The organism is Methylobacterium sp. NMS14P (assembly GCF_028583545.1).
Classification (GTDB): domain Bacteria; phylum Pseudomonadota; class Alphaproteobacteria; order Rhizobiales; family Beijerinckiaceae; genus Methylobacterium.
Window position 1 is genome coordinate 6017985 of the sequence record NZ_CP087106.1, and the last position, 23753, is coordinate 6041737.

At 72.4% G+C, this 23753-nt stretch carries 22 protein-coding genes; 11 read left to right on the top strand and 11 right to left on the bottom strand.

Translation table 11 applies throughout. From position 1 onward, the window contains the following. Positions 1-56 precede the first annotated feature (56 nt). The 4 genes from htpG (at position 57) to lptB (ending at position 4366) form a co-directional block, all read left to right on the top strand. Complete coding sequence (gene htpG / locus LOK46_RS28675) at positions 57-1889, top strand: molecular chaperone HtpG (RefSeq protein WP_273561682.1); 1833 nt, start codon at positions 57-59, stop codon at positions 1887-1889. A 229-nt stretch (positions 1890-2118) separates the two neighbouring features. Further along, on the top strand, positions 2119-2838 hold the full coding sequence (gene lptC, locus LOK46_RS28680) for an LPS export ABC transporter periplasmic protein LptC (protein ID WP_273561683.1): 720 nt from the start codon (positions 2119-2121) through the stop codon (positions 2836-2838). Continuing rightward, positions 2835-3506: an LptA/OstA family protein gene (locus LOK46_RS28685; protein WP_273561684.1), complete on the top strand. Its 672-nt coding sequence runs from the start codon at positions 2835-2837 to the stop codon at positions 3504-3506. Before lptC ends, LOK46_RS28685 begins: the two co-directional genes overlap by 4 nt. A gap of 8 nt (positions 3507-3514) precedes the next feature. After that, complete coding sequence (gene lptB / locus LOK46_RS28690; RefSeq protein ID WP_273561685.1) at positions 3515-4366, top strand: LPS export ABC transporter ATP-binding protein; 852 nt, start codon at positions 3515-3517, stop codon at positions 4364-4366. Between the two features lie 40 nt (positions 4367-4406). Here the strand turns inward: lptB and LOK46_RS28695 are convergent, their stop codons facing one another. Continuing rightward, entirely contained in the window at positions 4407-5558 is a 1152-nt protein-coding gene (locus LOK46_RS28695; RefSeq protein ID WP_273561686.1) for a dimethylmenaquinone methyltransferase, read from the bottom strand. Between the two features lie 179 nt (positions 5559-5737). On the opposite strand from LOK46_RS28695, the gene LOK46_RS28700 reads away from it, so the two are divergent. Continuing rightward, positions 5738-7051 (top strand): MFS transporter, encoded by a 1314-nt coding sequence (locus tag LOK46_RS28700; protein WP_273561687.1) that lies wholly within the window; start codon positions 5738-5740, stop codon positions 7049-7051. A gap of 24 nt (positions 7052-7075) precedes the next feature. On the opposite strand, the gene LOK46_RS28705 is transcribed toward LOK46_RS28700, so the two are convergent. Genes LOK46_RS28705 through LOK46_RS28720 form a run of 4 tightly spaced genes read right to left on the bottom strand, consistent with a single transcriptional unit; the run spans position 7076 to position 11979 of the window. Continuing rightward, positions 7076-8203 carry a glycosyltransferase family 4 protein gene (locus LOK46_RS28705; protein ID WP_273561688.1) on the bottom strand — a complete coding sequence of 376 codons (1128 nt, stop codon included), beginning with the start codon at positions 8201-8203 and terminating at the stop codon, positions 7076-7078. A gap of 1 nt (position 8204) precedes the next feature. Next, a complete protein-coding gene (locus LOK46_RS28710) occupies positions 8205-9587 on the bottom strand; it encodes a right-handed parallel beta-helix repeat-containing protein (RefSeq protein ID WP_273561689.1) in 1383 nt (460 codons plus the stop codon). Further along, positions 9584-10525: a glycosyltransferase family 2 protein gene (locus LOK46_RS28715; RefSeq protein ID WP_273561690.1), complete on the bottom strand. Its 942-nt coding sequence runs from the start codon at positions 10523-10525 to the stop codon at positions 9584-9586. Before LOK46_RS28715 ends, LOK46_RS28710 begins: the two co-directional genes overlap by 4 nt. Beyond that, entirely contained in the window at positions 10522-11979 is a 1458-nt protein-coding gene (locus tag LOK46_RS28720) for a lipopolysaccharide biosynthesis protein (protein ID WP_273561691.1), read from the bottom strand. Before LOK46_RS28720 ends, LOK46_RS28715 begins: the two co-directional genes overlap by 4 nt. A 148-nt stretch (positions 11980-12127) precedes the next feature. On the opposite strand from LOK46_RS28720, the gene LOK46_RS28725 reads away from it, so the two are divergent. Continuing rightward, complete coding sequence (locus LOK46_RS28725; protein ID WP_273561692.1) at positions 12128-12733, top strand: serine acetyltransferase; 606 nt, start codon at positions 12128-12130, stop codon at positions 12731-12733. Between the two features lie 8 nt (positions 12734-12741). Beyond that, positions 12742-13332, top strand: a complete 591-nt coding sequence (locus LOK46_RS28730; protein WP_273561693.1) for a serine acetyltransferase — start codon at positions 12742-12744, stop codon at positions 13330-13332. Positions 13333-13360: 28 nt separating this feature from the next. Here the strand turns inward: LOK46_RS28730 and LOK46_RS28735 are convergent, their stop codons facing one another. Continuing rightward, positions 13361-14503, bottom strand: coding sequence for a DUF1972 domain-containing protein (locus tag LOK46_RS28735; RefSeq protein WP_273561694.1), 1143 nt, complete (start codon positions 14501-14503; stop codon positions 13361-13363). A gap of 72 nt (positions 14504-14575) precedes the next feature. Here LOK46_RS28735 and LOK46_RS28740 point away from each other — a divergent pair, with 72 nt between their 5' ends. Then, a complete protein-coding gene (locus LOK46_RS28740; protein WP_273561695.1) occupies positions 14576-15313 on the top strand; it encodes a class I SAM-dependent methyltransferase in 738 nt (245 codons plus the stop codon). Positions 15314-15325: 12 nt separating this feature from the next. Here LOK46_RS28740 and LOK46_RS28745 read toward each other — a convergent pair whose 3' ends face one another. From LOK46_RS28745 to LOK46_RS28765, 5 genes are read right to left on the bottom strand one after another with little or no spacing between them, the layout of a single operon-like run. Beyond that, entirely contained in the window at positions 15326-16258 is a 933-nt protein-coding gene (locus LOK46_RS28745; protein ID WP_273561696.1) for a glycosyltransferase family 2 protein, read from the bottom strand. After that, positions 16255-17883 carry an O-antigen ligase family protein gene (locus LOK46_RS28750; RefSeq protein ID WP_273561697.1) on the bottom strand — a complete coding sequence of 543 codons (1629 nt, stop codon included), beginning with the start codon at positions 17881-17883 and terminating at the stop codon, positions 16255-16257. The genes LOK46_RS28745 and LOK46_RS28750 overlap by 4 nt, the downstream gene beginning before the upstream one ends. Continuing rightward, positions 17880-18521, bottom strand: coding sequence for a CpsD/CapB family tyrosine-protein kinase (locus tag LOK46_RS28755; protein WP_273561698.1), 642 nt, complete (start codon positions 18519-18521; stop codon positions 17880-17882). The genes LOK46_RS28750 and LOK46_RS28755 overlap by 4 nt, the downstream gene beginning before the upstream one ends. Continuing rightward, positions 18518-20050, bottom strand: coding sequence for a GumC family protein (locus LOK46_RS28760; protein ID WP_273561699.1), 1533 nt, complete (start codon positions 20048-20050; stop codon positions 18518-18520). The genes LOK46_RS28755 and LOK46_RS28760 overlap by 4 nt, the downstream gene beginning before the upstream one ends. After that, positions 20047-21201 carry a polysaccharide biosynthesis/export family protein gene (locus LOK46_RS28765; protein ID WP_273561700.1) on the bottom strand — a complete coding sequence of 385 codons (1155 nt, stop codon included), beginning with the start codon at positions 21199-21201 and terminating at the stop codon, positions 20047-20049. The genes LOK46_RS28760 and LOK46_RS28765 overlap by 4 nt, the downstream gene beginning before the upstream one ends. 457 nt (positions 21202-21658) lie before the next feature. Between LOK46_RS28765 and LOK46_RS28770 the strand changes: the two genes are divergently transcribed. The 3 genes from LOK46_RS28770 to LOK46_RS28780 all read left to right on the top strand — a co-directional run bounded on the left by LOK46_RS28770 (position 21659) and on the right by LOK46_RS28780 (position 23697). Continuing rightward, the gene (locus tag LOK46_RS28770; RefSeq protein WP_273561701.1) at positions 21659-22762 is read left to right on the top strand and encodes a helix-turn-helix transcriptional regulator; all 1104 of its coding nucleotides are present in this window, start codon (positions 21659-21661) and stop codon (positions 22760-22762) included. A 95-nt stretch (positions 22763-22857) separates the two neighbouring features. Then, positions 22858-23058: a hypothetical protein gene (locus LOK46_RS28775; RefSeq protein WP_273561702.1), complete on the top strand. Its 201-nt coding sequence runs from the start codon at positions 22858-22860 to the stop codon at positions 23056-23058. Positions 23059-23487: 429 nt separating this feature from the next. Further along, positions 23488-23697, top strand: a complete 210-nt coding sequence (locus tag LOK46_RS28780) for a hypothetical protein (RefSeq protein WP_012322376.1) — start codon at positions 23488-23490, stop codon at positions 23695-23697. Positions 23698-23753 lie beyond the last annotated feature (56 nt).

A 23753-nucleotide genomic window follows, 5' to 3' on the forward strand; every position in this document is an offset into this window, starting at 1 on the left:
GCCCCGTTCGCCAGCATATCGCCACCGCAATTTCCCCCACAGCGGAGGCATCACCCGTGAGCGAGACGATCGAGCGGCACGAATTCGGGGCGGAGGTGGGACGCCTCCTCGACCTCGTCGTGCACGCGCTCTACTCCGACCGCGAGATCTTCCTGCGCGAGCTCGTCGCCAACGCGGCCGACGCCATGGATCGGCGGCGGTTCGAGGCGCTGACCTCGGCGGCGAGCGCCCTGCCGCCGGACGCCAAGGTTCGGATCGCGCCCGACAAGGAGGCGCGGACCCTAACGGTGTCGGATGCCGGCATCGGCATGACCAAGGAGGATCTCGCCACCAACCTCGGCACCATCGCGCGCTCCGGCACGCGGGCCTTCTCGCAGACGCTCGAATCCGCCAAGGCCGAGGACCGGCCGAGCCTGATCGGCCAGTTCGGTGTCGGCTTCTACTCGGCCTTCATGGTGGCCGACCGCGTCACCGTCACGTCGCGCCGCGCCGGCAGCGACGAGGCCTGGACCTGGGCCTCGGAGGGGCAGGGCAGCTACACGCTGGAGCCGGCGACGCGCGCCGAGCCCGGCACCGACATCGTCCTGCACCTCAAGGAGGACGCCGACGAGTACCTCGAGCCCTACCGCCTCGACCATCTCGTGCGGAAATGGGCCGACTTCATCACCGTGCCGATCGCCGTCGTGCGCGACGGCAAGGACGAGGCGGCCAACCAGGGCACCGCGCTCTGGCGCAAGGCGAAGTCCGAGGTCACCGAGGAGCAGTACGAGGAATTCTACCACTCCATCGGCATGAACTTCGACAAGCCGTGGGCGACGCTCCACTGGCGCGCCGAGGGCCAGCTCGAATTCGCCGCCCTGCTCTTCATCCCCGGCTCGAAGCCGTTCCAGGCCCTCGAGAACGAGCGGCAGAGCAAGGTCCGGCTGCATGTCCGGCGGATGTTCATCACCGACGAGGCCGAGCTGCTGCCGCCGTGGCTGCGCTTCGTCCAGGGCGTGGTCGACACCGAGGACCTGCCGCTGAACGTCTCCCGCGAGATGCTGCAGTCGACCCCGGCGCTCGCCCGGATCCGCCGCGCGGTCACCGGGCGCGTCGTCTCCGAACTCACCACCCGCGCCAAGGACGCGGAGGGCTACCAGTCCTTCTGGGAGAATTTCGGCCCCGTCCTCAAGGAGGGCATCTACGAGGATTTCGAGCGCCGGGGCGAGATCGCGCCGCTCCTGCGCTTCCGCTCCTCGGCCGTGGAGGGCTGGACCTCGCTGCCCGACTACGTGTCGCGCATGAAGGACGGCCAGGAGGCGATCTACTACCTCGTCGCCGACGATGCCGAGGCGCTCAAGTCGTCGCCGCAGCTGGAGGGCTTCCGGGCCCGCGGCCTCGAGGTGCTGCTCCTCTCCGACCACGTCGACGCCTTCTGGCCCGATCAGCTCGGCACCTTCGACGAGAAGCCGCTCCGCTCGATCACCAAGGGCGGCCTCGACCTGTCGAAGTTCGCGCCGGAGGGCGATCAGCCGGAGGCGCCGGAGGGCATCGACGCCTTCGTCGCCGCCGTGAAGACGGCCCTCGGCGCCGAGGTCTCGGACGTGCGCACCACCGACCGGCTCGTCGATTCGGCCGTGGTGCTCTCGGCCGGCACCGGCGGGCCCGACCTGCAGATGCAGCGGCTCATGCGCCGGGCAGGACGGGCCGGTGCCGGGCAGCCGGTTCTGGAGATCAACCCGCGCCACCCGCTGATTCGGGCGCTGGCCGCGGCACCCGAATCGGAGGTGCCGCAGGCTGCCGGGACGCTCCTCGACCTCGCCCGCATCCAGGACGGCGACAGCCCCCGCGACCCGGCGGCCTTCGCCCGCACGGTGGCGGCGGCCCTGGCGGCCGCGCGGGGCGCGTAGGACTACGGAGACCCGCGCCGCGCGCTGCCGGGAATCGGCGCGCGGCGTGTGTCTCCACACACATCCGTTCGGGATGATTGCGGGTTCGGTTGATCATTCGGAAATGGTCAAGCCATAACTTCGCCACCGGTCGGGATCATTGCCCGGCCGATGGCGCGGGCGCGGTGGGGGCCGCAGGCGTCAGAGCCGAACCCTCTCGCGCGCCTCGGGCGCGCCTCACGGACGCTGCATGAACCCGGTCGAGGCTGAAGCCGGCAACGGACAGGCGGTCGCGGCGGCGCGGACCCGGGCCCACGCTCGGGCGTATCGCCACAGCGGACGCGTGCGCACCATGCGCCGGCTGATCCCGGTGGTCGCCGGCGGCGCGGTGGCGCTGCTGCTGGGCTACCTGTTCAACCCCTTCGCGGCGCAGCTGCCCGGCGTCTCGGTCGGGCCGGTGACGCTCGCCGGCACGAAGGTCCGCATGGAGAATCCGCGGCTCTCGGGCTTCCGTCAGGGCACGCGCGGCTACGAGGTGACGGCCGACGCCGCGCTTCAGGACGTGCGCAAGCCGAGCCAGATCGAGCTGCAGCAGATGCGCGGCCACATCGCCACCGACGATCAGGGCGGCATCGCCCGCCTGTCGGCGACGTCGGGCCTGTTCGACACCGCCCGCGAGGCGCTCGACCTGAAGGACGACATCCGCATCTGGACCGACAAGGGGGAGGAGGCGCGCCTGCGCTCCGCCGCCGTCGCGTTCAAGACCGGCTCCATCAGCTCGCAGGAACCCGTGACGGTCTCGAGCCCGCGGGCCAACGTGACGGCCGACACCCTCGACGTCGTCGAGAACGGCAAGCGGATCTCCTTCGTGGGCAACGTCCACGTGGTCATCGCGAATGCGGATCCGGGGGAGAAGCCGCAGGCCCGCATCCTGACCTCGGACGCCGAAGCCGCGGACGGTGCCCGATGAGCGCCGCCCGCATCCTCTGGGCCGCCCTGGCGGCCGGGCTGGTCCTCGCCGGCCCGGCACTGGCCGAGAAGCCGGCGCGCAAGGACTCGCCGTTCGGCAATATCGGCGGCGGCGGCAAGGACCCGATCAAGATCGACGCGGACCGGCTCGACGTGTTCGACCGGGAGAACAAGGCGATCTTCGCCGGCAACGTCGTGGCCGTGCAGGGCGACAGCACCATCCGCTGCTCGACCATGACGGTGACCTACAAGCGCGGCAAGGACGCGCCCGGCAAGGGCGCCAAGGGCGACGCCAAGGGTGAGGCGAAGGACGAGGGCGCCGACGCGGCGCCGCGCAACCCGGCCGAGAACGGCATCCAGAAGGTCGACTGCGCCGGCCCGGTGACGGTGGTGCAGAAGGACCAGGTCGCCACGGGCGACCACGCGGTGTTCGACCAGGACGCCAAGCGGATCGTGCTGACCGGCAACGTCGTCCTGAGCCAGTGCCAGAACGTCACCCGCGGGCAGCGGCTCGTCTACGACATGAATACCGGCCGGGCCAACATGGACCCGGTGGCGGGCGGCCGGGTCTCGGCCCTGTTCGTTCCGGGCGAGAAGTCGGACGCCAAGGACGGCAAGGCGAAGGGCTGCACGCAGCCGTCGCCCAAGCCGAAGGCGCAGGTCGATTGAGCGGCGCCGTGGCATTTCAGGCTGGCCCGCAGGACGCGCCGGGCCATACGGGCTGGCTCGGCCGGCTTTTCGGCCGGCGCGCGCGGCCGCCTGAGGCTGCCGGGTCCGACGGCTGGTCCGCGGCCGAGGAGGGCGGCCTCGGCATCCTCAGCGTGCGCGGCCTGCGCAAGAGCTACGGCGCCCGCACGGTCGTCCACGAGGCGGGGCTGACGGTCCGCACCGGCGAGGCCGTGGGGCTGCTCGGGCCGAACGGCGCCGGCAAGACCACGATCTTCTACATGATCACCGGCCTGGTGGCGGCCGATCGCGGCCACATCACCCTGGACGGCCTGCCGATCACGCACCTGCCCATGTACCAGCGGGCTAGACTCGGGATCGGCTACCTGCCGCAGGAAGCCTCGATCTTCCGCGGACTCACCGTGGAGGACAACATCCGCGCGGTGCTGGAAGTGGTCGAGCCCGACCGCAAGGCGCGCGCGCGCAAGCTCGATTCGCTGCTCGAGGAGTTCGACATCGCGCGCCTGCGCAAGTCGCCCTCGATCGCCCTCTCGGGCGGCGAGCGGCGGCGCTGCGAGATCGCCCGGGCGCTCGCCTCCTCGCCGACCTTCATGCTGCTGGACGAGCCCTTCGCGGGCATCGACCCGATCGCGGTGGGCGACATCCAGGACCTCGTGAAGCACCTGAAGCAGCGCGGCATCGGCGTGCTGATAACCGACCACAACGTCCGTGAGACGCTGGGCCTGATCGACCGCGCCTACATCGCCCATTCCGGCCGCATCCTCACCGAGGGCACGCCCGAGGAGATCGTGGCGAACCCGGACGCGCGCCGGCTCTATCTGGGCGAGGATTTCCGGCTCTAGAGACACCCTGCCGCCGCGTTCGTCGGGACAGGGCGTCGACTCACCCTTTCCAGTTCTTCAGCGCCGCGAACGGGCTGTCCGAGCCGGCCGGCTTCTCCGGGTTCAGCACCGGCTCCACCTGGGCGATCGCGTCCGTCATCGAGAAGGCCGAGCCGCTCTGGAGACGGCCGCCCGCCGCGTCGCGGTGGCCGCCGCCCCGGAACAGGCGGGCTCCGTCGAGCGCCGTGCCGTCGTTCGACCGGAACGACAGCGTGCCCATCCGCTGGACGTTGACCACGCGCTTGGCGCGGCCCGCATCCATGATCAGGTCGGAGACCCGCTGGAAGGTGCCCGAATCGAGGGCGAAGGACAGGAGCGTGCCGTCCTTCAGCGGGCGGAACAGGGAATCCGAGCGGGCGAGCGCCCGGGCGAGCCGCATGCGCGTCGTCAGCGCCGGATCGTCGTCCGGCGCGTCGTGCAGCAGGGTGTCGACCGCGCCGGTGCGGATCGCCGAGGCGCGGCGCTCCAGCTCGGCCGGGCTCGCCCCGTCCCGGAGGGCGGCGGCGGCCGCGAGCAGGATCTCGGACACGAACCGGTCGTGCCAGGGATGCCCGACCGGCACGTAGCTCGACACGACCTCCCAGAACAGCTCGTCCAGGGCGAGGCCGCCCCGGAAGGCGGGGCTCTCCTTGCGCCAGAGGTCGAGGGCATCGACCGCGGCGAGCAGGCTCGACAGGTCGGTCGCGGGCTCGTGCGCGGCGAACAGGGCGCGGTGCTCGAAGGTCATCCGCGTGGCGCAGATGTCGTCCTCGATCAGCACGGCGATCTCGGGGTCGCCCAGGTCGATCCGGTGGAGCGCCGGCCGCGCGGCGTCGGGCGCCGCGTCGAGGCCCAGGCGCCGCAGCTGGTCGAGGGAGGAGGCGTGGTGGTCGAGGACCACGAGGCGGTGCTTCTGGCCGTCCTCGCGGCGCCGGTTCATCGCGGCGAACTTCTTCAGGCCCGCGATGGTCTGCTCCTCCAGGCCGAGGTCGGTCATCAGCAGGACCTCGCGCTCCGCCGCGCGGCCGAGACGCTTGATCTCGTCCTCGAAGACCGGGCCGACATCGCTGTAGCGGGGCACGTGGACGACGCGCTCGACCGTGGCGCAGGCGGCGGCGACCGTGGAGGCGCCGTAGCCGTCGAGGTCGTGGTGGGTGATCTGGATCAGGCGCAACGGGCGGACTCGAAGGGTGACGGAGCGGCCCGTCTACGACGCCCGGCGCCGCGAGGCGAGGGGCGGCGGCCCTTCCGTCCGTCGGCGTTCGGTGCAGAATGGTCCGAGGCCGCCACGAGTCGCGAAGGACCGGCCGGCCGCGGAGACCCTGAAGGGGCCCGTCATTCGGGGAGGACACGATGGCCCTGGCCGCAACGCCGCGCGTGCGCCGCATCCAGACGATCTCGCTCGCCCTGCTGGTGACCGCGGGCGTCGTCAACTACGTCGACCGGGCCACCCTGGCGGTGGCCAACCCGCTGATCCGCGAGGATCTCGGCCTCTCGATCCCCGACATGGGCCTGCTGCTCTCGGCCTTCCTCTGGGCCTACGCCTTCGCGCAGCTGCCGGCCGGGGCGCTCGCCGACCGGCTCGGGCCGCGCCTGACGCTGACGCTCGGCCTGACGTGCTGGTCGTTCGGCCAGATGCTCGGCGGCGCGGTGACGTCGTTCTGGCAGTTCGTGAGCGCCCGGATCGTGCTCGGGGTCGGGGAGGCGCCGCATTTCCCGACCTGCGTCCGGGTCTCCCGCGACTGGTTCAACATCCGTCAGCGCGGCACCGCTACGGGGATCTGGAACTGCGCCTCCTCGCTCGGGACCTTCCTGGCCCTGCCGCTGCTCACCTTCCTCATGGTGAGCTTCGGCTGGCGGGCGATGTTCGTCATCATGGGCGCGGCCGGCCTCGCGCTCGCCGCGATCGTCTACCTGGTCTTCCGCAACCCGCGCGAGACCGACCTGACGCCGGGGGAACGCGCCTTCCTGGAGGAGGGCGATGCCCCGAACGCCGGCCGCGCGGTCACCTGGAGCGCGTGGCGGCGGCTCTTCGGGTTCCGCACCAGCTGGGGGATGATCGTCGGCTATTTCGGCTGCATCTACATGACGTGGCTCTACACGGCGTGGCTGCCGAGCTACCTCGAGATCGAGCGGCACTTCACCCTGCAGAAGACCGGCCTCGTCGGCTCGATACCCTTCGCCTTCGGCGTGCTGGGCGGCGTCCTGGGCGGTCGCGTCGTCGATGTCCTCGCCCGCCGCGGCGTCGACCCGATCCGCAGCCGCAAGATCCCGATGGTCGGCTCCCTGGTGGCGACCGCCGCCTTCACGGTGGTGGCAGCCCTGACGCCGAGCGACACCCTCGCGATCGCCTGCATCTCGGCCTCGCTGTTCCTGGTCTACATGAGCTCGTCGGCGGCCTGGGCGATGGCGTCCGTGGCGGCGCCGGCCAGCTGCACGGCGTCGCTCGGCGCCATGCAGAATTTCGGCGGCTACATCGGCGGCGCCCTGGCGCCGACCGTGACTGGCTTCATCGTCGGCGGCACGGGCCACTTCTCCATGGCCTTCATCACCGGAGCGGTGATCGCCCTGGTGGCGGCCCTGGGCTACTGGACCCTGATCCAGGATCCCATTGCCGACGAGGCGCCCGTCGATCCTCCCGTCGGCGCGCTCGGGGCCGCGCGGTAGGCAGACGGACGACCTCGGATCGCGTCAGCCCCGCAAGTTCGGCGCGGCCAGGATCAGGTCGCGGAGATGCGTGCGGGCCGTGAAGCTGCGGCGCATCAGGTCGACGAAGGTAGCGGCCGGCCCGTCCCAGTCGTGGCGCGCCGCGTGGGCCCGCGCGGCGCTGGCGTCGAAGGGCAGCCGCCCCTCGATCGCCGCGCCCATCAGCTCCGCGAGACGGTCGACCCGGTCGGGCGCGTCCGGGTCGAAGTAGCTCGCCGCGCTGCCGCCGGCTTCCGGGATGGCCGTCAGGCTCGAGGCGATGACGGGGGTTCCCCGGGCGAGGCTGTCGAGCACCGGGATGCCCCAGCCCTCGCCGCGGCTCGGGAAGACCAGGGCGGCGGCCCGGGCGTAGAGGTCGGACAGGCCCCGGTCGTCGATGCCGGCGATGTGCACCGCGTCCGGCGTCCGGGCGAGGCGGTCGAGGGTCTCGGGCCGCTCGCCGTCGCCCTTGCCGACCACGATCAGCCGGGCCGCGCCCTGCGGCAGCCGCGCGAAGGCGTCGAGGACGAGGCCGAGATTCTTCCGCGGCTCCAGCCGGCCGACCATCAGCAGGTAGGGGCGCCCGTCGGCGAGCGGCGTCCGCTCCGTGACCGCCTGCGGCGGCGTGGAGCCGCAGCGCACCTCGGCGATGCGCTCCCGCGCGATGCCGTAGACGTTGGCGATGGAGTCGCGGCTGTAGTCGGAGATGGTCAGGACCAGCTTGGCGCGCCGCGCCGAGAGCCGGGTCAGGATCTTGTTCCGCCAGCGCATCGACCACGGGAAGAACTCCGGGTGCGTCTCGAACAGGATGTCGTGGACCACCACCACCTGCCGGTCGCCCGGAACAAACGGCGGGGCGATGTAGGTGGTCAGCAGCGTGTCCAGCCGGTCGCGCAGGAACAGCCATGGCCAGACCAGCGTCAGCCGCACGGTCGCGGGCACGCGGGGCAGCCTCTGATGCTCGATGTTGTTGCCCGAGACGATGCGGGCGCAAGCCTCCGGATCGCCGGAATAGACCACGTAGGTGGCGTCCGGGTGTCGGGCCGCGGCTCGCCCGATGATGTTCACGAGCCAGGTCCGGCTGCCCTGCGGCTTGCCGGTGAGCACGTGCGCGTCGATGCCGATGCGAAGCATGTTACGGGCTCCTGTAGGCGCCGAAGGTCGGGGCCTCGCCGGGGGCGTAGGCCCGGCCGGCGATGTCGCGGGTGGCGCCGAGCGGGATGCCGGCGCGGGCGGGGGGCGCGGTCAGCGCGAGGCCGCCGGTCAGCGGGCTCGCGGGATCGCGGAAGGCGGGCGCGCCGGTGAGGTCGGGACCCTGGCCGTTGAGCGGCAGGCTCGCCCCGTCGCTGGTAGCCTGCGTGCCCCAGCGGTAGAGCGGGGCGCCGACGGCGCTGCCGACGAAGTTCGGCCCGATCGCGTTGTTGTTGTCGGTGGTGGTCGCCTCGACCACGATCGCGGCCACGTTCGGCCGGGTCGCGTAGGCGATGTTGTTGAGCACCCGGTTGTTCGACGTGCGGTCGACCTGCTTGGTGTAGTCGGAGGCGAGCACGATCTCGCCGCGATAGACGTGCTTGCCGCCGGAATCGCGCATGTTGCCGGTGGTGGTGTTGTTCACCACCGTGTTGGACCCGGCGTCGAACAGGTTGATCCCGGCGCCGTCATTGTCGGCCGCGACGTTGAACGCGACGATGTTGCCGTCGCACCACTGGTCGATCTGGATGCCGTTGCCGTCCTGGCCGGTCGTTTCCTTCTGGCCGGTGACGATGTTGTACCGGATGGTGTTGCGGTCGCCCGCGTCCTGGGCGGCGTCCTTGGCGTAGACGTGGATGCCGGAGGTGCCCGACATCCCGACGCCGTTGCCCGAGACCCGGTTGCCCTCCACGACGTAGCCGGAGCCGTTGATCTCCATCCCGTGGATGCCGTTGCCGGTCACGGTGTTGTCGAGGATGTAGCTCGGGTCCTCCTGGGGCGCGTTGATCACGTCGACGGCCACGCCGTGGGTCTGGTTGTCGGCGAGCGTGTTCCCGCTGATGCGGTGACCCGCGCCCGCGCCGTCGCCGATCCAGATCCCGAGACCGGAACGGGACACGGTCGAGCCCGCGACCGTGACGTGGCTCGATCCCCGGCGGATGATGAAGCCGGAATTCACCGCGCCCTGCACGGTCAGGCCCGTGACCGTGACGTAGGCGGCGTTCTCGAACACCACCGAGTTGGACAGGCGCGGCTGCGTGCCGGGTTCGGCCGCCACCGTCACCGGCGCCGCCGCGGTCCCGCGGGACCCGACGACCACGACGTCGCCGTAGCTGCCGCCCCGGACCAGCACGCTCGAGCCGGGACCGAGGGTGGCGAAGGGCACGTCGGCGAGCCGCGCCACCGTGGTGTAGCCGGGCTTCGCGCTGCCGGCCGGATCCACCAGGATGTTCCGCTGCACCTGCGCGTCGGCCGGGCCGCAGGCGGCCAGGACCGGCAGGACCAGCGCCGACAGGGCGCCGCCGAGGATCGTGCGGGGCCGCCTCATGCCGCGAGCGCCCGGGCGATGGCGAGCCGCTTGCGCCGCTGGAACAGCCGGCGCCACACGCTGCGACCGGCCTCGGGGCTGATCCGCGTCAGCGCGCGGGCCGCCATCTGCCAGCCGGGCAGGAGGGCCTGCGGCATCGCGAGGTCGGCGACCCGGTGCCGCGCCGCGGCACCGAGCGGCGGCGGTCCGACCAGGCCGAGCCGGCCGAGATCGGCCACGAGATCCGGGCGCTTGCGGTACCACAGCACCAGGGCCGCACCCTCGCGCTCGGCGATGCGCAGATAGGCCGCCTCGTCGAGGAGGTGGTGATGGTAGCCCAGCGCCTCGGGCGCGTAGAACAGGCGCATGCCGCGCCGGGCCAGCCGCTCGCCCAGCTCGATGTCCTCGTGCCAGAACAGCTTCGGGTCGAAGCCCCCGGCCGCCTCCAGGAAGTGCCGGTCGACGCTGACGTTGCAGGTCAGGAACGCGTCCCAGCCGACCTCGTCGCGGCCCGCGAGGGCGTCGTAGGAGGCGTCGTGGTGCAGCGCGGAGAACGGCGAGAACGGCAGGGCCGGATCGATGGTCATCCGGCCGAGGATCGCGGTCTCCCGTCCGCCCCGCCGGGCGTGGGCGAGCCGGTGCGCCTCGACGAGGCTCGGCACCGGGATGGTGTCGTCGTTGACGATGAGGAGGCGGTCGCCCCGGGCCGCCGCGATGGCGCGGTTGCGGGCGGCGTTGGCCCCGGCATTCTCCTGGCGCAGGTGCACAACGGGGATGCGGGCCGTGGCGACGGCGCGGCTGACGACCGTCCCGGTGTGGTCGGTCGAGCCGTCGTCGCAGACGACGATCTCGAAGGGTGCCTCCGTCTCCTGCCGGTCGAAGGCCCGCAGGCACAGGCGCAGCGTCTCGGCGCGGTTGTAGGTCGGGATGATGACCGAGAGCACGGGTCGATCGCTCATGACGAGGCTTCCGGAAGCGGGAGGGTGAGGGGATCGGTCGGGGCGCGGCGCAGGCACAGCCACCCCGCGAGGGCGGTCGAGAGGGCTGCGACGGTGGGCACCGCGACGTACGCCAGGGCGGCGGGACCGGCCGCCCAGGCGAGGGCGGTGAGGAGGGCCGGCGCGGCGAGGGTCGGCACGTCGGCCAGGGCGAGCGGCGGTCCGGCCTCCCGCCAGAAGGCGTGGGCCAGGACGAGGAGCATCGCGGCCTCGGCGAGCAGCGCGGCGAGGCCCGCGCCGAGGAGCGGATCCCAGGGGATCAGCAGCGTGCAGGCGATGAGGTTGGTGGCGCAGGCGGCCGCGCTCCCGCGCACCGCGAAACCGGTCCGGCCCAGTGGGACGAGGCCCGCGAACAGGATCGTGGCGGCGATCAGCAGCACGCTCATCCCGGTGGCGATGCGCAGGACCGGGACGGCGCCGCCGAAATCCGGGCCGAAGGCGAGGTGCACGAGCGGGTCCGCGAGGGCGCAGGCCGCCACCGCTCCGGCGCAGGACGCGGCCAGGATCGGCACCAGGGCGCCGCGCACCCGGGCGCGCAGGGCGGCCGTGCCGGCCTGCGATCGTCCCTCGACGGTCGGGCCGACCGCGCGCCCGAAGACCGGCACCAGCGGCGCGCAGAGGGTGATCGCCACCGCGGCCCCCAGTTCGAAGAACCGGAATCCGGCCGTGAACTGGCCGAGCTCGGCCGCGCCGACGAAGGCGGCCAGCATCATCAGGCTGATCCGGCCGTTGAGCGAGCCGAGGGCGTTCGAGACGCCCACTCCCGCCGCGGCCCGGATCGTCGCCAGGGCGTGCGGCAGCGAGGCGGGGCGCGCGGGCACGAGGCGCAGCGCCAGCGCCAAGCCGACGGCGCCGTACGCAATGCCGGCGGCGACCGCCACGAGACCGAGCGCCGCCTCCGGAAGCTGCAACCAGAGTGCGAGTGCCGTCCCGCCGATCAGCAGGGCCGCGTTGGCGAGCGACGGCCAGACGGACCACGCCGGCCGCCCGCAGACCTGGAACAGGGCGTCGAGGAAGCGTGCGGCCGCGAGCGGCATCAGCAGGGCTGCCAGGGCCAGCGCGGGCCGGATCTCGTCCGGCAGCATCGGCAGGACGCAGAGGAGGACGGCACCGGTTCCGAGACCGAGGACGAGTCGCGCCGACAGCATCCGGCCGAACTCGGCCGCCCGCATCTCCGGCCCGATCGCGCCGAGCCGCGCCCCGAAGGTCAGGGTGGTGCCGAAATCCGCCGCGATCAGCGTCACCGCGAGGATCGCCAGGGCGAGGCCGTAGCGGCCCAGCGCCGCCGGGCCGGCGAAATGGCCGACCATCACGAAGGCCGCGAAGCCCGCCGCGAGATAGACTCCGCGTCCCGCCGCCTGCCCGAGCAGGTTCGCGCCGTAGCGCAGCCCGCCGGCGCGCCTCCGTCCCGACAATCGGTTTACCAAGCGAAGCATCTCTCGGTGAAGCCTGACTGAAAACTGCGACCTACGATTGCATCGTGGCAGGCTGCGTATGGCTTGCAACCGCAGTCTCAATTTATGGTTGCAGAGTTATCGCGTTGGCAAAACCGGAGGACTGCGTATGTCCGAGACAGCCGCTGGGCCGGAGCTGTGTCTCTCGCGCGGATCGGAAGCCGAGCCGGGGCGGCGCCTCCGGTGGGGCGAGGTGCGGGCCGCCCTCGCCGCGGACCGGGATCACTGGCGCCGCCGCGGCGGCGGGCCGGCTGTCTTGCGCCGGGGCTACCACGCGGTCTGGCTCTACCGCCTGTCCCGCTACGCCCACGAGCGCGGCTGGCGGATGGCGGCGTGGCTGCTGTGGCTGGTGAACGGCTGGTGGACGGGCGCCGACATCCCGCCCTCCAGCCGCATCGCCGGCGGCCTGTTCCTGCCGCAGCCCTACGGGACGGTCATCGCCGGCGCCGTGGGCCGCGACGCCGCCTTCGGGATCCAGGCTTCCATCGGCGGCCTGCTGAAGGAGCCCGATCAGGACATCGGCGGCGGCCCCGGCCTGCCGGTGCTGGGCGACGACGTCGTCCTGGAGGCCGGCGCCATCGTGCTCGGCGCGGTGCCGATCGGCGACCGGGCCCGGATCGGTCCGCGGACCACCATCCTCAAGCCCGTCCAGGCCGACGAGGAGGTGATGCCGCAGCCCTGGCGGCCGCTTCCCGGCCGGGGCGTCGCGGCGTGAGCGACCCGATGACGGATCACGTCACGCTGTCGGGGCTGAGGCGCCTCCTGGCGGCCGACTTCGCCCGCGTCCTGCGCCAGACCACGGGCGGCAAGCCGACCTCCCGTCTGCGGCGCGCGATGCACCTCACGCTGCCGGCCATGCAGGTGGCGATCCTTCACCGGACCGCGCACCTGCTGCACGGCCGGGGCTGGCGCCGCTGCGCCGCCCTGGTGGCGGACCTGTCCCTGCGGCTCACGGGCGCCTGCCTGCATCCGGGCTCGCGCCTGGGACCCGGGCTGTTCGTGCCGCATCCGGCGCGGGTCGCCTTCTGCGGCACCGGGGGCGCCGACCTGACGCTCCTGCCCGGCACCCTGGTCGGGCCGCGGGACTGGGTCTTCCCGAGCCAGCCGTTCCCCGCCGACGGCCCCAGCCTCGGCGACGGCGCGGTGGTCGGCGCGCACGCCGCCGTGCAGGGGGCGGTCGCCATCGGCGCGGGCGCGACGGTCGGGATCGGGGTCTGCAGCCTCCGGGATGTCCCGGCCGGCACCGTGACGATGCTGGCCCAGCGGCAGCTCCGCAGCGGGGGGCGGGGCGCGGAGGCGGGCCGTGGCCGCTAGGATTGGTCGCGCCCGGCCGATGCCCGTCTCACGCGCGCCCGTGTTCCCGGCGGACGGCCGGCCGCGCCTCGCGCCTCTCGCGTCTGGGCGCGAGCTGGCGGCGCAGGGCGCGCTCGTAGGCGTCGAAGATGTCGCGCCACGTGAACGCCTCGGCGTGGCGGCGACGGGACGCCTCGCCCATGACCTCGAGGCGGCGCGGCCCGGCCCGTACGAGGCCGAGGATGCCCCGCCGCAGCTCGGTCTCGTCGCCGAAGTACAGGGCCTGCGGCCCCGCCACCCACCGGTTGAACGGGTTGTCGTGGGCGAGGATCGGCGAGCCCGCCCCGAGCGCCTCGACCAGCGACGGGTTGGTCCCGCCCACCGTGTGGCCGTGGATGTGGAAGCGGGCGTGGAAGCGGAACGCGGCCACGCGCTCGGCCTCGTAGATCGCGCCGGCGAAGATCACGTCCGGCCCGCCCGCCGCGCGGACGGCGCGGTGATACGGGTCGGACTCCGCGAGCTTGCCCAGCACGAGCAGCGGCAGGCCCGGCCGGACCTCGCTCCAGGCCCGGACGATCTGGAGCACGAGGTTCTCGGGCACCACCCGGGCGATCAGCAGGCCGAAATCGCGCGGGCGCAGCCCGAACTTCGCCAGCGGCTCGGTCGGGGCCTCCAGCACCGGGTCGGCGCCGTACGCGATGGTGGTGATGCGGGCGGCCGACGTCCTGCGGGCGAGGTGCTTGGCGATCTCCGGGTGGTCCGCCACGAGGTGGGTCGAGAACAGGCTGCCGAGACGCTCGTTCAGCCAGAACCACGCCTTGGCGGGCTTCGACCAGCGGTCGCGCTTCCACTCGATGCCGTCCATGTTCATGACGCTGCGCTTGGCCGTCAGCCGGTAGAGCAGCGAGAACGCCGCGGTGTTGTAGCCGAGCACGAGGGGCAGGGCCGGTCGGAACGCCGCCCGCAGGGTGCATTTCAGGTCGAACACGATCGTCGAGACCGCGCCGTCGCCCCGGACCGCGACCGGGATCAGCAGGATCCCGCGCCAGACCGTCGGCGGCGCCGGCTCGCGCACCTGACAGTAGACCTCGACCCGCCAGCCCCGCGCCACGAGCTCCAGCGCGAGGCGCTCCGCCAGGGTCTCGAACCCCCCGTGCGCCGCCGGCACCCCGCGGGTGCCGAGGATCGCCACCGCCGGGCGCCCGCCCGATCCCCCCGCTTTCACACGCGCCGCCGGCGCGGCACGTTCAGAGGAGCCTGAAGCATGGTCACGGTCGAACAGCGTCTGTTCCGGGAGATGGGAGCCGGGGGCTATTCCCGGCACGACCACCGGATGGAGTACATCGTGCGCGTCAACGCGCTGCTCCGGTCGGACATGCGGGTGATGGAGTTCGGCGCGGGGCGCGGCAAGTGGAGCGATGACCCGGTCCCATTGCGGCGGCACCTCGGCGACTTCCGGGGACGCTGCGCCCAGGTCGTCGCCTGCGACGTCGACGAGGCGGTCCTCGGCAACAAGTCGGCCGACGAGGTCCGGCTGATCGGTCACGACGGGGTGCTGCCATTCCCGGACGGGAGCTTCGACCTGATCTCGGCCTTCTCGGTCCTCGAACATATCGAGCATCCCGAGGTCACCGCGGCGGAGCTCGGCCGGGTGCTGGCCCCCGGCGGCTGGCTCTGCGCCTGGACGCCGAACCGCTGGGGCTATGTCGGGATCGGGGCGCGGCTCGTGCCGAAGCGGCTGCACGCCCGGGTGCTCCGCCTCGTCGAGCCGCGGCGCGTCGAGATCGACTCGTTCGTGCCGCTCTACACGATGAACACGGAGGCGGCGCGGAAGCGGCTTTTCCCAACTGACCGGTTCGAGCACTTCACCTACAGTTTCGACGGGCAGCCGTTCTATCATGGCGAGAACATCGTCCTGGGCAAGTTCTGGGAGCTGCTGTTCCGGCTCACGCCGGGCCCGTTCAAGGGCTACCACATGGTGTTCATCCGCAAGCGGCCGTGACGGTTCACGCGGTCAGAGACGAAGACTGCGCAGGTGTCCGGCAAACCTGCGCATGTCCTCGGCCTTGCGGGCGAGGTCCGGCTGCCCGCGCAGCCGGGCCGCGAGACCGTAGGCCAGGGCCCGCAGGGTGAAGCCGAGCCGGAGCGGGCCCGAGAAGAAGGCGGGCGACGACAGCGGCCGGCCGGCATTCCGCAGGCTGTAGATGGCGGCCAGCCCGTCGAGCCAGCGGGCCGAGCGGGTGCTTCCCGAGCCGCCCTGGAGATGGGTGACGGCGATGTCCGGGCGGTAGGCGACGCGCCAGCCGGCGTCGCGCAGGCGGCAGCCCCAATCCACGTCCTCGCCGTAGAGGAACATCGGGCTCTGCAGCCCGCCGATCGCGGCGATCGCCGGGCGGCGCAGGAGCAGGCAGGCCCCGCAGATCCAGTCCACGTCGAGGGCCCGCGCACCCCTGGCCTGGCGGCTGGCGAGGTAGAGGCCGCGCAGCCCGAAGCGGCCCGACAGGCCGGCGGCGTGCACCAGGATCGAGAGCGGGCGCGGCTCGTAGCCGGCGTCGCCGACCTGATGCGCCCCGTCCGGGAAGGTCAGGCGCGGGCCGACCGCCCCCACATCCGGGCGCGCGTCGAGATGGTCCAGGAGGCCCGAGAGCGCGTCCGGGTCGTGCAGGAACGCGTCGGGGTTGAGGAGGAGGATCGCGGCGCCGCGCGCGTGCTCCAGCGCGACGGCATTGCCGCCCGCGAAGCCGTGATTGGTCCGCTCGGCGACCACGCGCACCCAGGGAAAGGCGCTCGCGACGCGCTCCGGTGTGCCGTCCGTCGAGGCGTTGTCGACGAGGATCACCTCGTAGGGACGTCCGACCCGGCTCGCCGCCAGCAGTTCCAGGCAGGTCTCGATGTCCCGGCCGGCATTGTAGGTGACGATCAGGACGCTGAGGCTGACGGCGCTCACGGACGGTCTCCGTACGCTGCGAAGGATGTGTCACGCCCGGACGGCGCCGCGCGCGAAGGGCCGCGCGGCGCCGGGTTCCGCTCCGGTCGAGCGCGCGCCGCGCCATTCAGGCCCGTGGACGCGACCGCCCGGGACGCTTCGACAGCCCTGCGCCGCTGCGCCGCCCGCACCCCGGCGATCAGCCCGAGGCCGGTGTAGAGCAGCTCGGCGATGCCGAGGTTCAGGCGGAAGCCCGGATCGACCAGCCCGTGCAGCAGGTGCGCGATCAGGCCGACGGCGCAGGCGGCCGCGATCGCCGCGAGCGGATCGCCCACCGGAGCGCGGCGGGCCGCCCGGAAGCCCCGGGCGATGCCGATGCCGAAGACCAGCGCGAAGGCCGCGTAGCCGACGATCCCGACCTCGGTGAGGATCAGGATGTGCAGGTTGTGCACCACGTGGTTCGACCGGTCGAACAATCCGGCGAGCCGGGACAGGCCGGTCTTGTCGAGGACCGCGAACTGGTTGCCGAAGTTGTTCAGGCCGACGCCGAAGATCGGGAACTGCTCGAACAGCGCGAGGGCCGCGGCGTTCAGCGGGCCGCGCTGGGCGGCCGAGCCGCCGTCGTCGGCGGTGAGCCGCTCCCAGATCAGCGGGCCGGCGTAGAGCGCGGCGACGGCGCCGACGATCGCCAGCAGGCCGAAGACGATCAGGCTCGTCCGGGAGAACAGACGGTCGCGATAGACCAGCAGGATCAGGAAGGCGGCCGAGACCGGGAAGGTCAGCCAGGACGCGCGCGACAGGGTCAGGACCACGCCGACCAGGGCCGAGGCAGCGCCCGCCGCGCCCGCGAGGCGCAGGAGCAGCGGGCCGCGCGAGAGGGCCAGCGCCAGGGCGAGCGGCCAGACGAACTCGTAGTAGTAGCCGAGGATGTTCGGGTGAACCTTCAGGCCACCGGCGCGGCGCTGAGCCGAGAAGTTGATGTTCTCCTCGACGATCTGCTCCTCGCCCAGTACCGAGAGCCCGAGCTCCGAGCCCGAGACGAATTGCAGGCCCGCCACCGCGGTCTGGACGAGGCAGAGGGCGCAGATCGCCAGCGCCAGGGTCCGGATGTCGGACTCGGACAGGTTGGAGACTGCGACCGAGACCAGGAGCAGGCCGGCGAAGCGCCACGTGTCGAACCAGAGATAGGCCGGGTCGGTGGCGTTGGAGAGCGAGAGCAGCCCCGCGACCAGGAAGCCGAGTTGCGTCAGCACGAGGGGCCGGTCGAGCCGCAGGCTCGGGGCGTCCTCACCGAGGCCCGTGAGCTTGGCGACGATCAGGGCCACGGCCACCAGCAGGGCGACGCTCACCGTCAGGCCGGCGCCGCCGCCGATGCTCGGCAGGTACTGCCCGACGGCCTCGAAATGCTGGAGGAAGCTGACGTCGAGCTTGACCGTCAGCCCGACCGCGAGGGCCACGAGCAGGAGCGGCGTCAGGCGATAGAGCCGCCCGACGATCAGGGCGCCGACACCGCCGAAGGCCGCCGCGAGGCCGACGACGGCGAATTTCAGCGGCGCCGCGCTCAGGGCGATCGCGCCCGCCGCCGCCGCGAGGCCGATCCCGGCGAGCGGCAGGACCCGCAGCGCGCGGACGGGGGCCGCGCTCACCCGAGCCACCGGTAGAGCCATTTCGGGATCGGCCGCCGGGTGCGGTTGAGGACGACGCCGAGCGGCGCCCCGCCCGCGGCCTTGAGGTCGGCGAGGGCGCGCTGTGCCACGGCCCTGCGGGTGCGCTCGGCGCCGATCACCACGATGAAGCCGTCCACGAAGGGAGAGAGCGCGGCGGCGTCGCCGATCTCGGTGATCGGCTCGCAATCCACGATGGCGAGGTCGAAGCGGTCGTCGACGAGCGCCAGGAAGTCCTCGACGCGCCCGTCATCCAGGGTCGCCTTGCGGATGGCCGACGGGCTGCCCGCAGGCACCACGCTGAGGTTGTCGTCGATCGCGTGGACGCCGCGGCTCGGGGCCACCGCGCCGGCGACGATGTCGGCAAAACCGGGCTGGCCGGTCAGGCCGAAGGCCTCCGCCAGCGACGGGCGGGACCAGTTCGCCTCGACAAGCACCGCGCTGCGGCCCCGCCTGGCGTAGGCGCCGGCGAGTTCGCGGGCGAGGGTGCTCACGCCCTCGCCGGGCTGGACCGCGGTGACCCCGACCCGGCGCACGCGCGACTCGTGCCGGGTGAGCTGGACGAGCGCCGGTTCGAGGATCGCCCGATCGATCTTCGGCGCGATGGCGGCGGCGATCATCCGGCGGCTCCTGTCTGCAACGGCACCGCGGCCAGCACGGGCACCCGCAGCGAGCGGGCGACCTCCGACGCGCTACGGTAAGTCTGGGCCAGGATCTCCGCGAGGGCGACGTAGGCCAGGGCGGCGAGCAGACCGAGACCGGCCGCGAGGCCGAGGATCAGCGGTCGGTTCGGGCCGGAGGGCAGCCGCGGCGGCACGGCGCGCGCCACCAGGGCCGAGGAGGTGACGGCCTGCGCGTCGAGACCGGTGCCGGTCTTCAGCGCGTCGATCCGCTTCTGGGTCTCGGTGATCTCGTCGGTCAGCAGGCCCTTCTGCTGGGTCAGCCGGCCGTAGGCCAGCGCCGCGTCGCTCTGGCCGATGGCGGCCCGGCGGCGGGTCTGCTCGATCCCCGTGATGCTCTGGATCTTCTCGGCGAGGACGGCGAGCTTCGCCGTGTCGGCGGCGAGGAGCGCCTGGTACTTCTGCCGCGCCAGGGCGGCCAGGTCCCGATCGAGGCTGACGAATTCGGGGGCGGTCGGCCGGAACCGCACCGCCAGTTCGGCCCGCTTCGTCCGCAGGTCCGCCCAGCGCTGGTCGAAGGCCGTGACCGTCGGGTCGGCGTCGGGCGGCGTCGGCTGCCAGCGGTCGGGGCCGGCCTCGCGGGTGCGCTTGAGCCGGGTCTCGACCACCACGCGCTCGATCTGCGCCGCCGATTTCTGCTTGGCGAGGTCGGCCAGGGTGCCGAGGTCGTTCTGCTGCTCGATCTCGAAGCTCGCGGTATTGTTGCCCTTGAGGTAGGTCGAGAGCTGCGCGTCGATGGCGGCGAGGTCGGCCCGCGCGCGCTCCAGCTTGCTCTGGTAGAACGAGGCCGGGGTCTCGTCGGCGTAGACCTCGACGTGGCGGCGCTTGTAGGCGTCGAGCAGCCGGTTCAGCGCCTGGGCGGCGAAGTGCGGGTCCGTCCAGGTGAAGCCCGTGAGGATCACGTCCGTCTCCTTGACGAAGACGACCTTGAACGCCGCGAGATAGGCCTCGTAGAGCTTCTCGTCCGGGGTCAGGTGGCGCAGCAGGCCCACCGCCTCGAACGGGATCCGCACCGTGTCGACGATCCAGGTCTTGACCGCCTTGGCGCCGCGCACGGCCTGACGACCCTGGTAGATCAGCCAGTCCATCCAGTCCGCCGGGGGCGGACCGAGGTCGCCGGTCGGGGTGATCGCCTTCAGCGACGCGAACTCGTCGCGCACGATGCTGGGGTCGCGCAGGATCTCGATCTCGTTGTTCACGTTCTGCGCGCGCTCGGAGAACATGTAGTTCTGGTTCGCGCCGCCCTGCAGCGGGGCGCCCGCCTTCTCGCGGCCGAGACGGATGATCAGCTTGGCGTCGGCCGTGTACTCGGCCGGCGTCAGCAGGAGGTAGATCCCGGCGCCGAGGATTGCCGCGACCAGGATCAGCAGCGCCGGCCGGATGTGCCGGAACAGGGCCGCGAGGGCGTCGCGGAGGTCGAAGGCCGGGCCCTCGACCGCGTCGGCGGCGGTCAGGTCAGTCTGCCTCACGTGCCGGACCTCACGGTGGCGCTGGTGGACGTGCTGGCGGACGGGCCGGTGATGTAGTTCACGCCGAAGCCGGTCCCGTTGAAGAGCAGGATCTGGCGCACCACCAGGTCCACCGCGCGGGCGGTCTTGGCCAGCAGCGAGGGCGGCACGTAGACGGTGGCGTTGGGCGGCACCACGATCGAATCCGCGAGGCCCGGCTGGCTGATGTCGACGATGCGCACGCTGCCGGCCGCCTCGGCGTCGAAGCGGATGATCCGCACGGCCTCGCCGGCCGCCGTCGGCAGGACGCCGCCGGCCGAGCCCAAGACCTGCGCGAGGGTCCGCGGTCCCTGCAGGGTGACGGGGCCCGGGGCGCGGACCTCGCCGAACACCATGGTGTTGGCCGGGACGAGGCTCGCGAGCCGGACGCTGGTCGTCACCGAGGCCAGCTGGTGCTTGTAGGCGACGTTCAGGCTGCCCATGACCTCGTGCACGGTCCGGCCCGCCGCCTGGACGGGAGGCACCATCGGCAGGTTGATTTTGCCGTCCGGCTCGATCGCCAGGACCTTCACGCGGCCCATGTCGGCCCGCTGGGTGAGGTCGCGGAAATCGTCGGTCACGGTGCGGAACCGGCGCAGCATCACGGTGACGACCGGGTCGATCAGCACGTCGTCGTAGGTGCTCTTGATCAGCGCGGCGGCCGCCTCCGGCGACAGGCCCGCGACCTTGATGCCGTTCTTGCCCGGCAGCGAGATCCGGCCATCCGGCCGGACGATCACCGTACGGTTGTATTCCGGGTGCGTCCGGAAATCGACGTCGAACTCGTCGTTCGGGTTCAGCCGGTAGGTCGGCTGGACCACGCTGGAGTCGATCAGGAACGAGACTTCGAGGTTGTCGCCGACGTTGAGCCGGTAATTCGCGAGCCCGAGCCGCATGGTGCGCCCGACCTCCTCCTGCGCGGCCGCGACCAGCGTGGCCGGCAGGCCCTCGGTGACCGAGCCGGTCTGCGTCACGTCGACTCCGGAGCGCGCCGCGCTCTGCGGACGGCCCGACATGCAGCCGGCGAGCAGCGGCGCGCAGGCGAGGAGCGCGAGCGCGGCCCCCGCGGGGCCGGATGGTCGGCCGGCACGCCGGCGCGACGCGCCGAGGAACGCAGACAGGGAAAACGCCATCGACCTTCAGCCGCATCCTGCTCGACTGCGCTCGCCCCATCACAACTCGTGATCGAACCGCGCACCGCGATACAATCGCCAAGCTTGGTTAACGAGGCTTGAACCCGGCTCACGGCAACTCTATCAGAAGTTGTGTCTGGCAAGCCGTGGCAAAGTGCTGAGCCGTGGCCGGGTCGGCGGGGGCGTGCCCGCCCCGGATCGAGGCTCACCCACGGACCGCGCCATGTGTGTCGGCCGACCTATCGTCGGCGGCCCGGCGCGCGGCTGCCCTCGCGGCGGGGGCCTGTTCCGACAAGTCCCGCGCCGGCTGCCGGCCGAAAGCTGTAAATAGCCGGCTGCTTGCTCGGATTTAAAAACCTGATCTATAGTTCGACGGTATGGAGCCGTACGGATCGAGGGTGAAAGTTCGGCGGGCCGCGGTCGCGCGGCAGTATCCGTCACGGGGGAGGCGGGCGACATGTCGGGCGTGAGACCGGATCTCTTCGCCCGCCTGCACGATGACCTTGAGTCCGTTTTCCGGGAGGATCTCGAGGAGGCGGTGGTCGACCCCGCGCGCTGGCCGGACCTGGCAGAGCGCGTTGTGCGAGCATCCGGCAGCGAGGGCGCCCTGCTGCTGCGCTCCGACCGGACCGGCCTCGAATCGCTCTGCACCGCCTCGCTCGCGGACGCCTCGCGCCGCTACTTCGACGAGGGCTGGCACCGCGACGACCATCGCCTCCGCGGCATCCCGCTCATGCGGACGCGCGGGATCGCGGTCGATCAGGACTTCACCACCCCGGAGGAGATCGCGCGACTGCCCTTCTACCAGGACCTGCTGGCCTCCCGCGGCCTGCGCTGGTTCGCCGGCATCGGCTTCGCCGTGAAGGGGCGCCTGTGGTGTCTCTCGCTGCAGCGGACCGTGGAGCAGGGGCCGTACGAGCCGCACGAGCAGCGGCGCCTCGCGACCCTGTCGCCCCTCCTGCAGCGCGCGGGCCTGCTGACGTCGATGGTCGAGCGGGCCCGGCTCGCGGGGCTGACGCAGGCCTTCGAGCTGATCGACCGCGCCGCCCTGATCCTCGACGCCGAGGGTCGGGCACTTCGCTGGAACGACGCGTTCGGCGCCCTCCTGGGTCGCGACCTGAAGCTCGCGGGCGGCCGCCTCACCGCGGAGGACCCGGACGTCGCGCGGCAGCTCGAAGCGCTCGCGCGGCCCTTCGGTCGGCCGCCGATCTCCGCCGTCGTCGCGGCGCGACGGGACGGGCCGCCGATCGTGATCCACGTCGTGCCGCTGGTCGGGCCGAGCCGCGGCCTGTTCGCCGGTGCGAGCACGCTGCTCCTCGGGAGCGTTCCCGGGACCCCGGCCGCACCCGCGACCGCGATCCTCCAGGCGGCCTACCGTCTGACGCCGGCGGAGGCGCGACTCGCGCAGGCGCTGTCGGGCGGAACCTCCCTGGCGGAGGCCGCGTCGCGGTTCGCGATCACCGCGGCGACGGCGCGCTCGCAGCTCAAGGCGATCTTCGCCAAGACCGGAGCGACGCGCCAGTCGGATCTCGTGCGGCTCGTGGCCGGGCTCGCGCGCTGACGAAGCTCGGTCCCCAAGGGTGCGCGGCACCGTCCCGGCGGCGGAACGGGTCGGCCCGCCCGGCCGTTGCCGCACGAACGACAGGAGAACTCTCGATGACGAATCGGATCGCACTCGTTTCTGCCCTGGCCATCGCGGGCCTGGTCACCGGCGCGCCCGCCCAGGCGAAGGGCTGCCTCAAGGGCGCCGTGGTCGGCGGCGTCGCCGGACATGTGGCCGGGCACGGCAAGATGGGCGCCGCTGCGGGCTGCGCGATCGGTCACCACAACGCCAACAAGAAGGCCAAGCAGGGCTGACCGATCCGAAGCCGTCTCCGTCGACGGCGCTTGGATCAGCCCACGACGGCGATGACCGGATCATCGCCGCTTCTCCGAAGCCGGATTCCCGACGGGAATCCGGCTTCGCTGCGTTCTGGGCCACGGTGCTGGACTATGCCGGATCGCAGGGCGCTGAGGTCGAGCGCGGGATGCTCGACGTCCTCACCGTGATGACGAATCGCCGTCGCAGCGGCAGCCGACCCGGGCGACCTGCGCCTCCTCGTCGCCCTCGTCGGCGCGTTTCAGCCTGTCGCACCGCGTCCGCTCGGCCCAGCCCCGCCCGGTCCGGCCATCGCAGGCTCCGCGAGCCGACCGTTGACCTCACTTTCGAGCTATTCTAATTAAGAACTGTGGAGGGCGAGCTGCCGACGCGATCCCACCACCCGAGACACCCGATGGAGAGACCCGATGGCCGGTTCCGCGAACGCCGCTTGCGAAAGCTGCCGCTTCTTCGACGATCACAAGCTCAACGGCGCCCAGGCGAAGGGTGACGAGGGCCTCTGCCGCTTCAATCCTCCGGTCAGCCAGCCGGCCCCCGAGTCGAAGGGTCTGTGGCCGGTCGTCGCCTCGAAGGACTGGTGCGGCCACTTCACGGCCGAGATGTCGGCGGCCGAGTAAGGCGTCGCGCGCTCCAGTCGTGCGGGATCTGCGCCGAGGCGCCGATCCCGCCGCGG

Coding starts and splice junctions, on each gene's coding strand:
- LOK46_RS28715 (WP_273561690.1), bottom strand. CDS start 10,525: ATGAGCGATCGACCCGTGCTCTCGGTCATCATCCCGACCTACAACCGC.
- LOK46_RS28740 (WP_273561695.1), top strand. CDS start 14,576: ATGGTCACGGTCGAACAGCGTCTGTTCCGGGAGATGGGAGCCGGGGGC.
- LOK46_RS28755 (WP_273561698.1), bottom strand. CDS start 18,521: ATGATCGCCGCCGCCATCGCGCCGAAGATCGATCGGGCGATCCTCGAA.
- LOK46_RS28685 (WP_273561684.1), top strand. CDS start 2,835: ATGAGCGCCGCCCGCATCCTCTGGGCCGCCCTGGCGGCCGGGCTGGTC.
- LOK46_RS28780 (WP_012322376.1), top strand. CDS start 23,488: ATGGCCGGTTCCGCGAACGCCGCTTGCGAAAGCTGCCGCTTCTTCGAC.
- lptC (WP_273561683.1), top strand. CDS start 2,119: ATGAACCCGGTCGAGGCTGAAGCCGGCAACGGACAGGCGGTCGCGGCG.
- LOK46_RS28705 (WP_273561688.1), bottom strand. CDS start 8,203: ATGCTTCGCATCGGCATCGACGCGCACGTGCTCACCGGCAAGCCGCAG.
- LOK46_RS28725 (WP_273561692.1), top strand. CDS start 12,128: ATGTCCGAGACAGCCGCTGGGCCGGAGCTGTGTCTCTCGCGCGGATCG.
- LOK46_RS28770 (WP_273561701.1), top strand. CDS start 21,659: ATGTCGGGCGTGAGACCGGATCTCTTCGCCCGCCTGCACGATGACCTT.
- LOK46_RS28765 (WP_273561700.1), bottom strand. CDS start 21,201: ATGGCGTTTTCCCTGTCTGCGTTCCTCGGCGCGTCGCGCCGGCGTGCC.
- LOK46_RS28700 (WP_273561687.1), top strand. CDS start 5,738: ATGGCCCTGGCCGCAACGCCGCGCGTGCGCCGCATCCAGACGATCTCG.
- LOK46_RS28710 (WP_273561689.1), bottom strand. CDS start 9,587: ATGAGGCGGCCCCGCACGATCCTCGGCGGCGCCCTGTCGGCGCTGGTC.
- LOK46_RS28730 (WP_273561693.1), top strand. CDS start 12,742: ATGACGGATCACGTCACGCTGTCGGGGCTGAGGCGCCTCCTGGCGGCC.
- LOK46_RS28775 (WP_273561702.1), top strand. CDS start 22,858: ATGACGAATCGGATCGCACTCGTTTCTGCCCTGGCCATCGCGGGCCTG.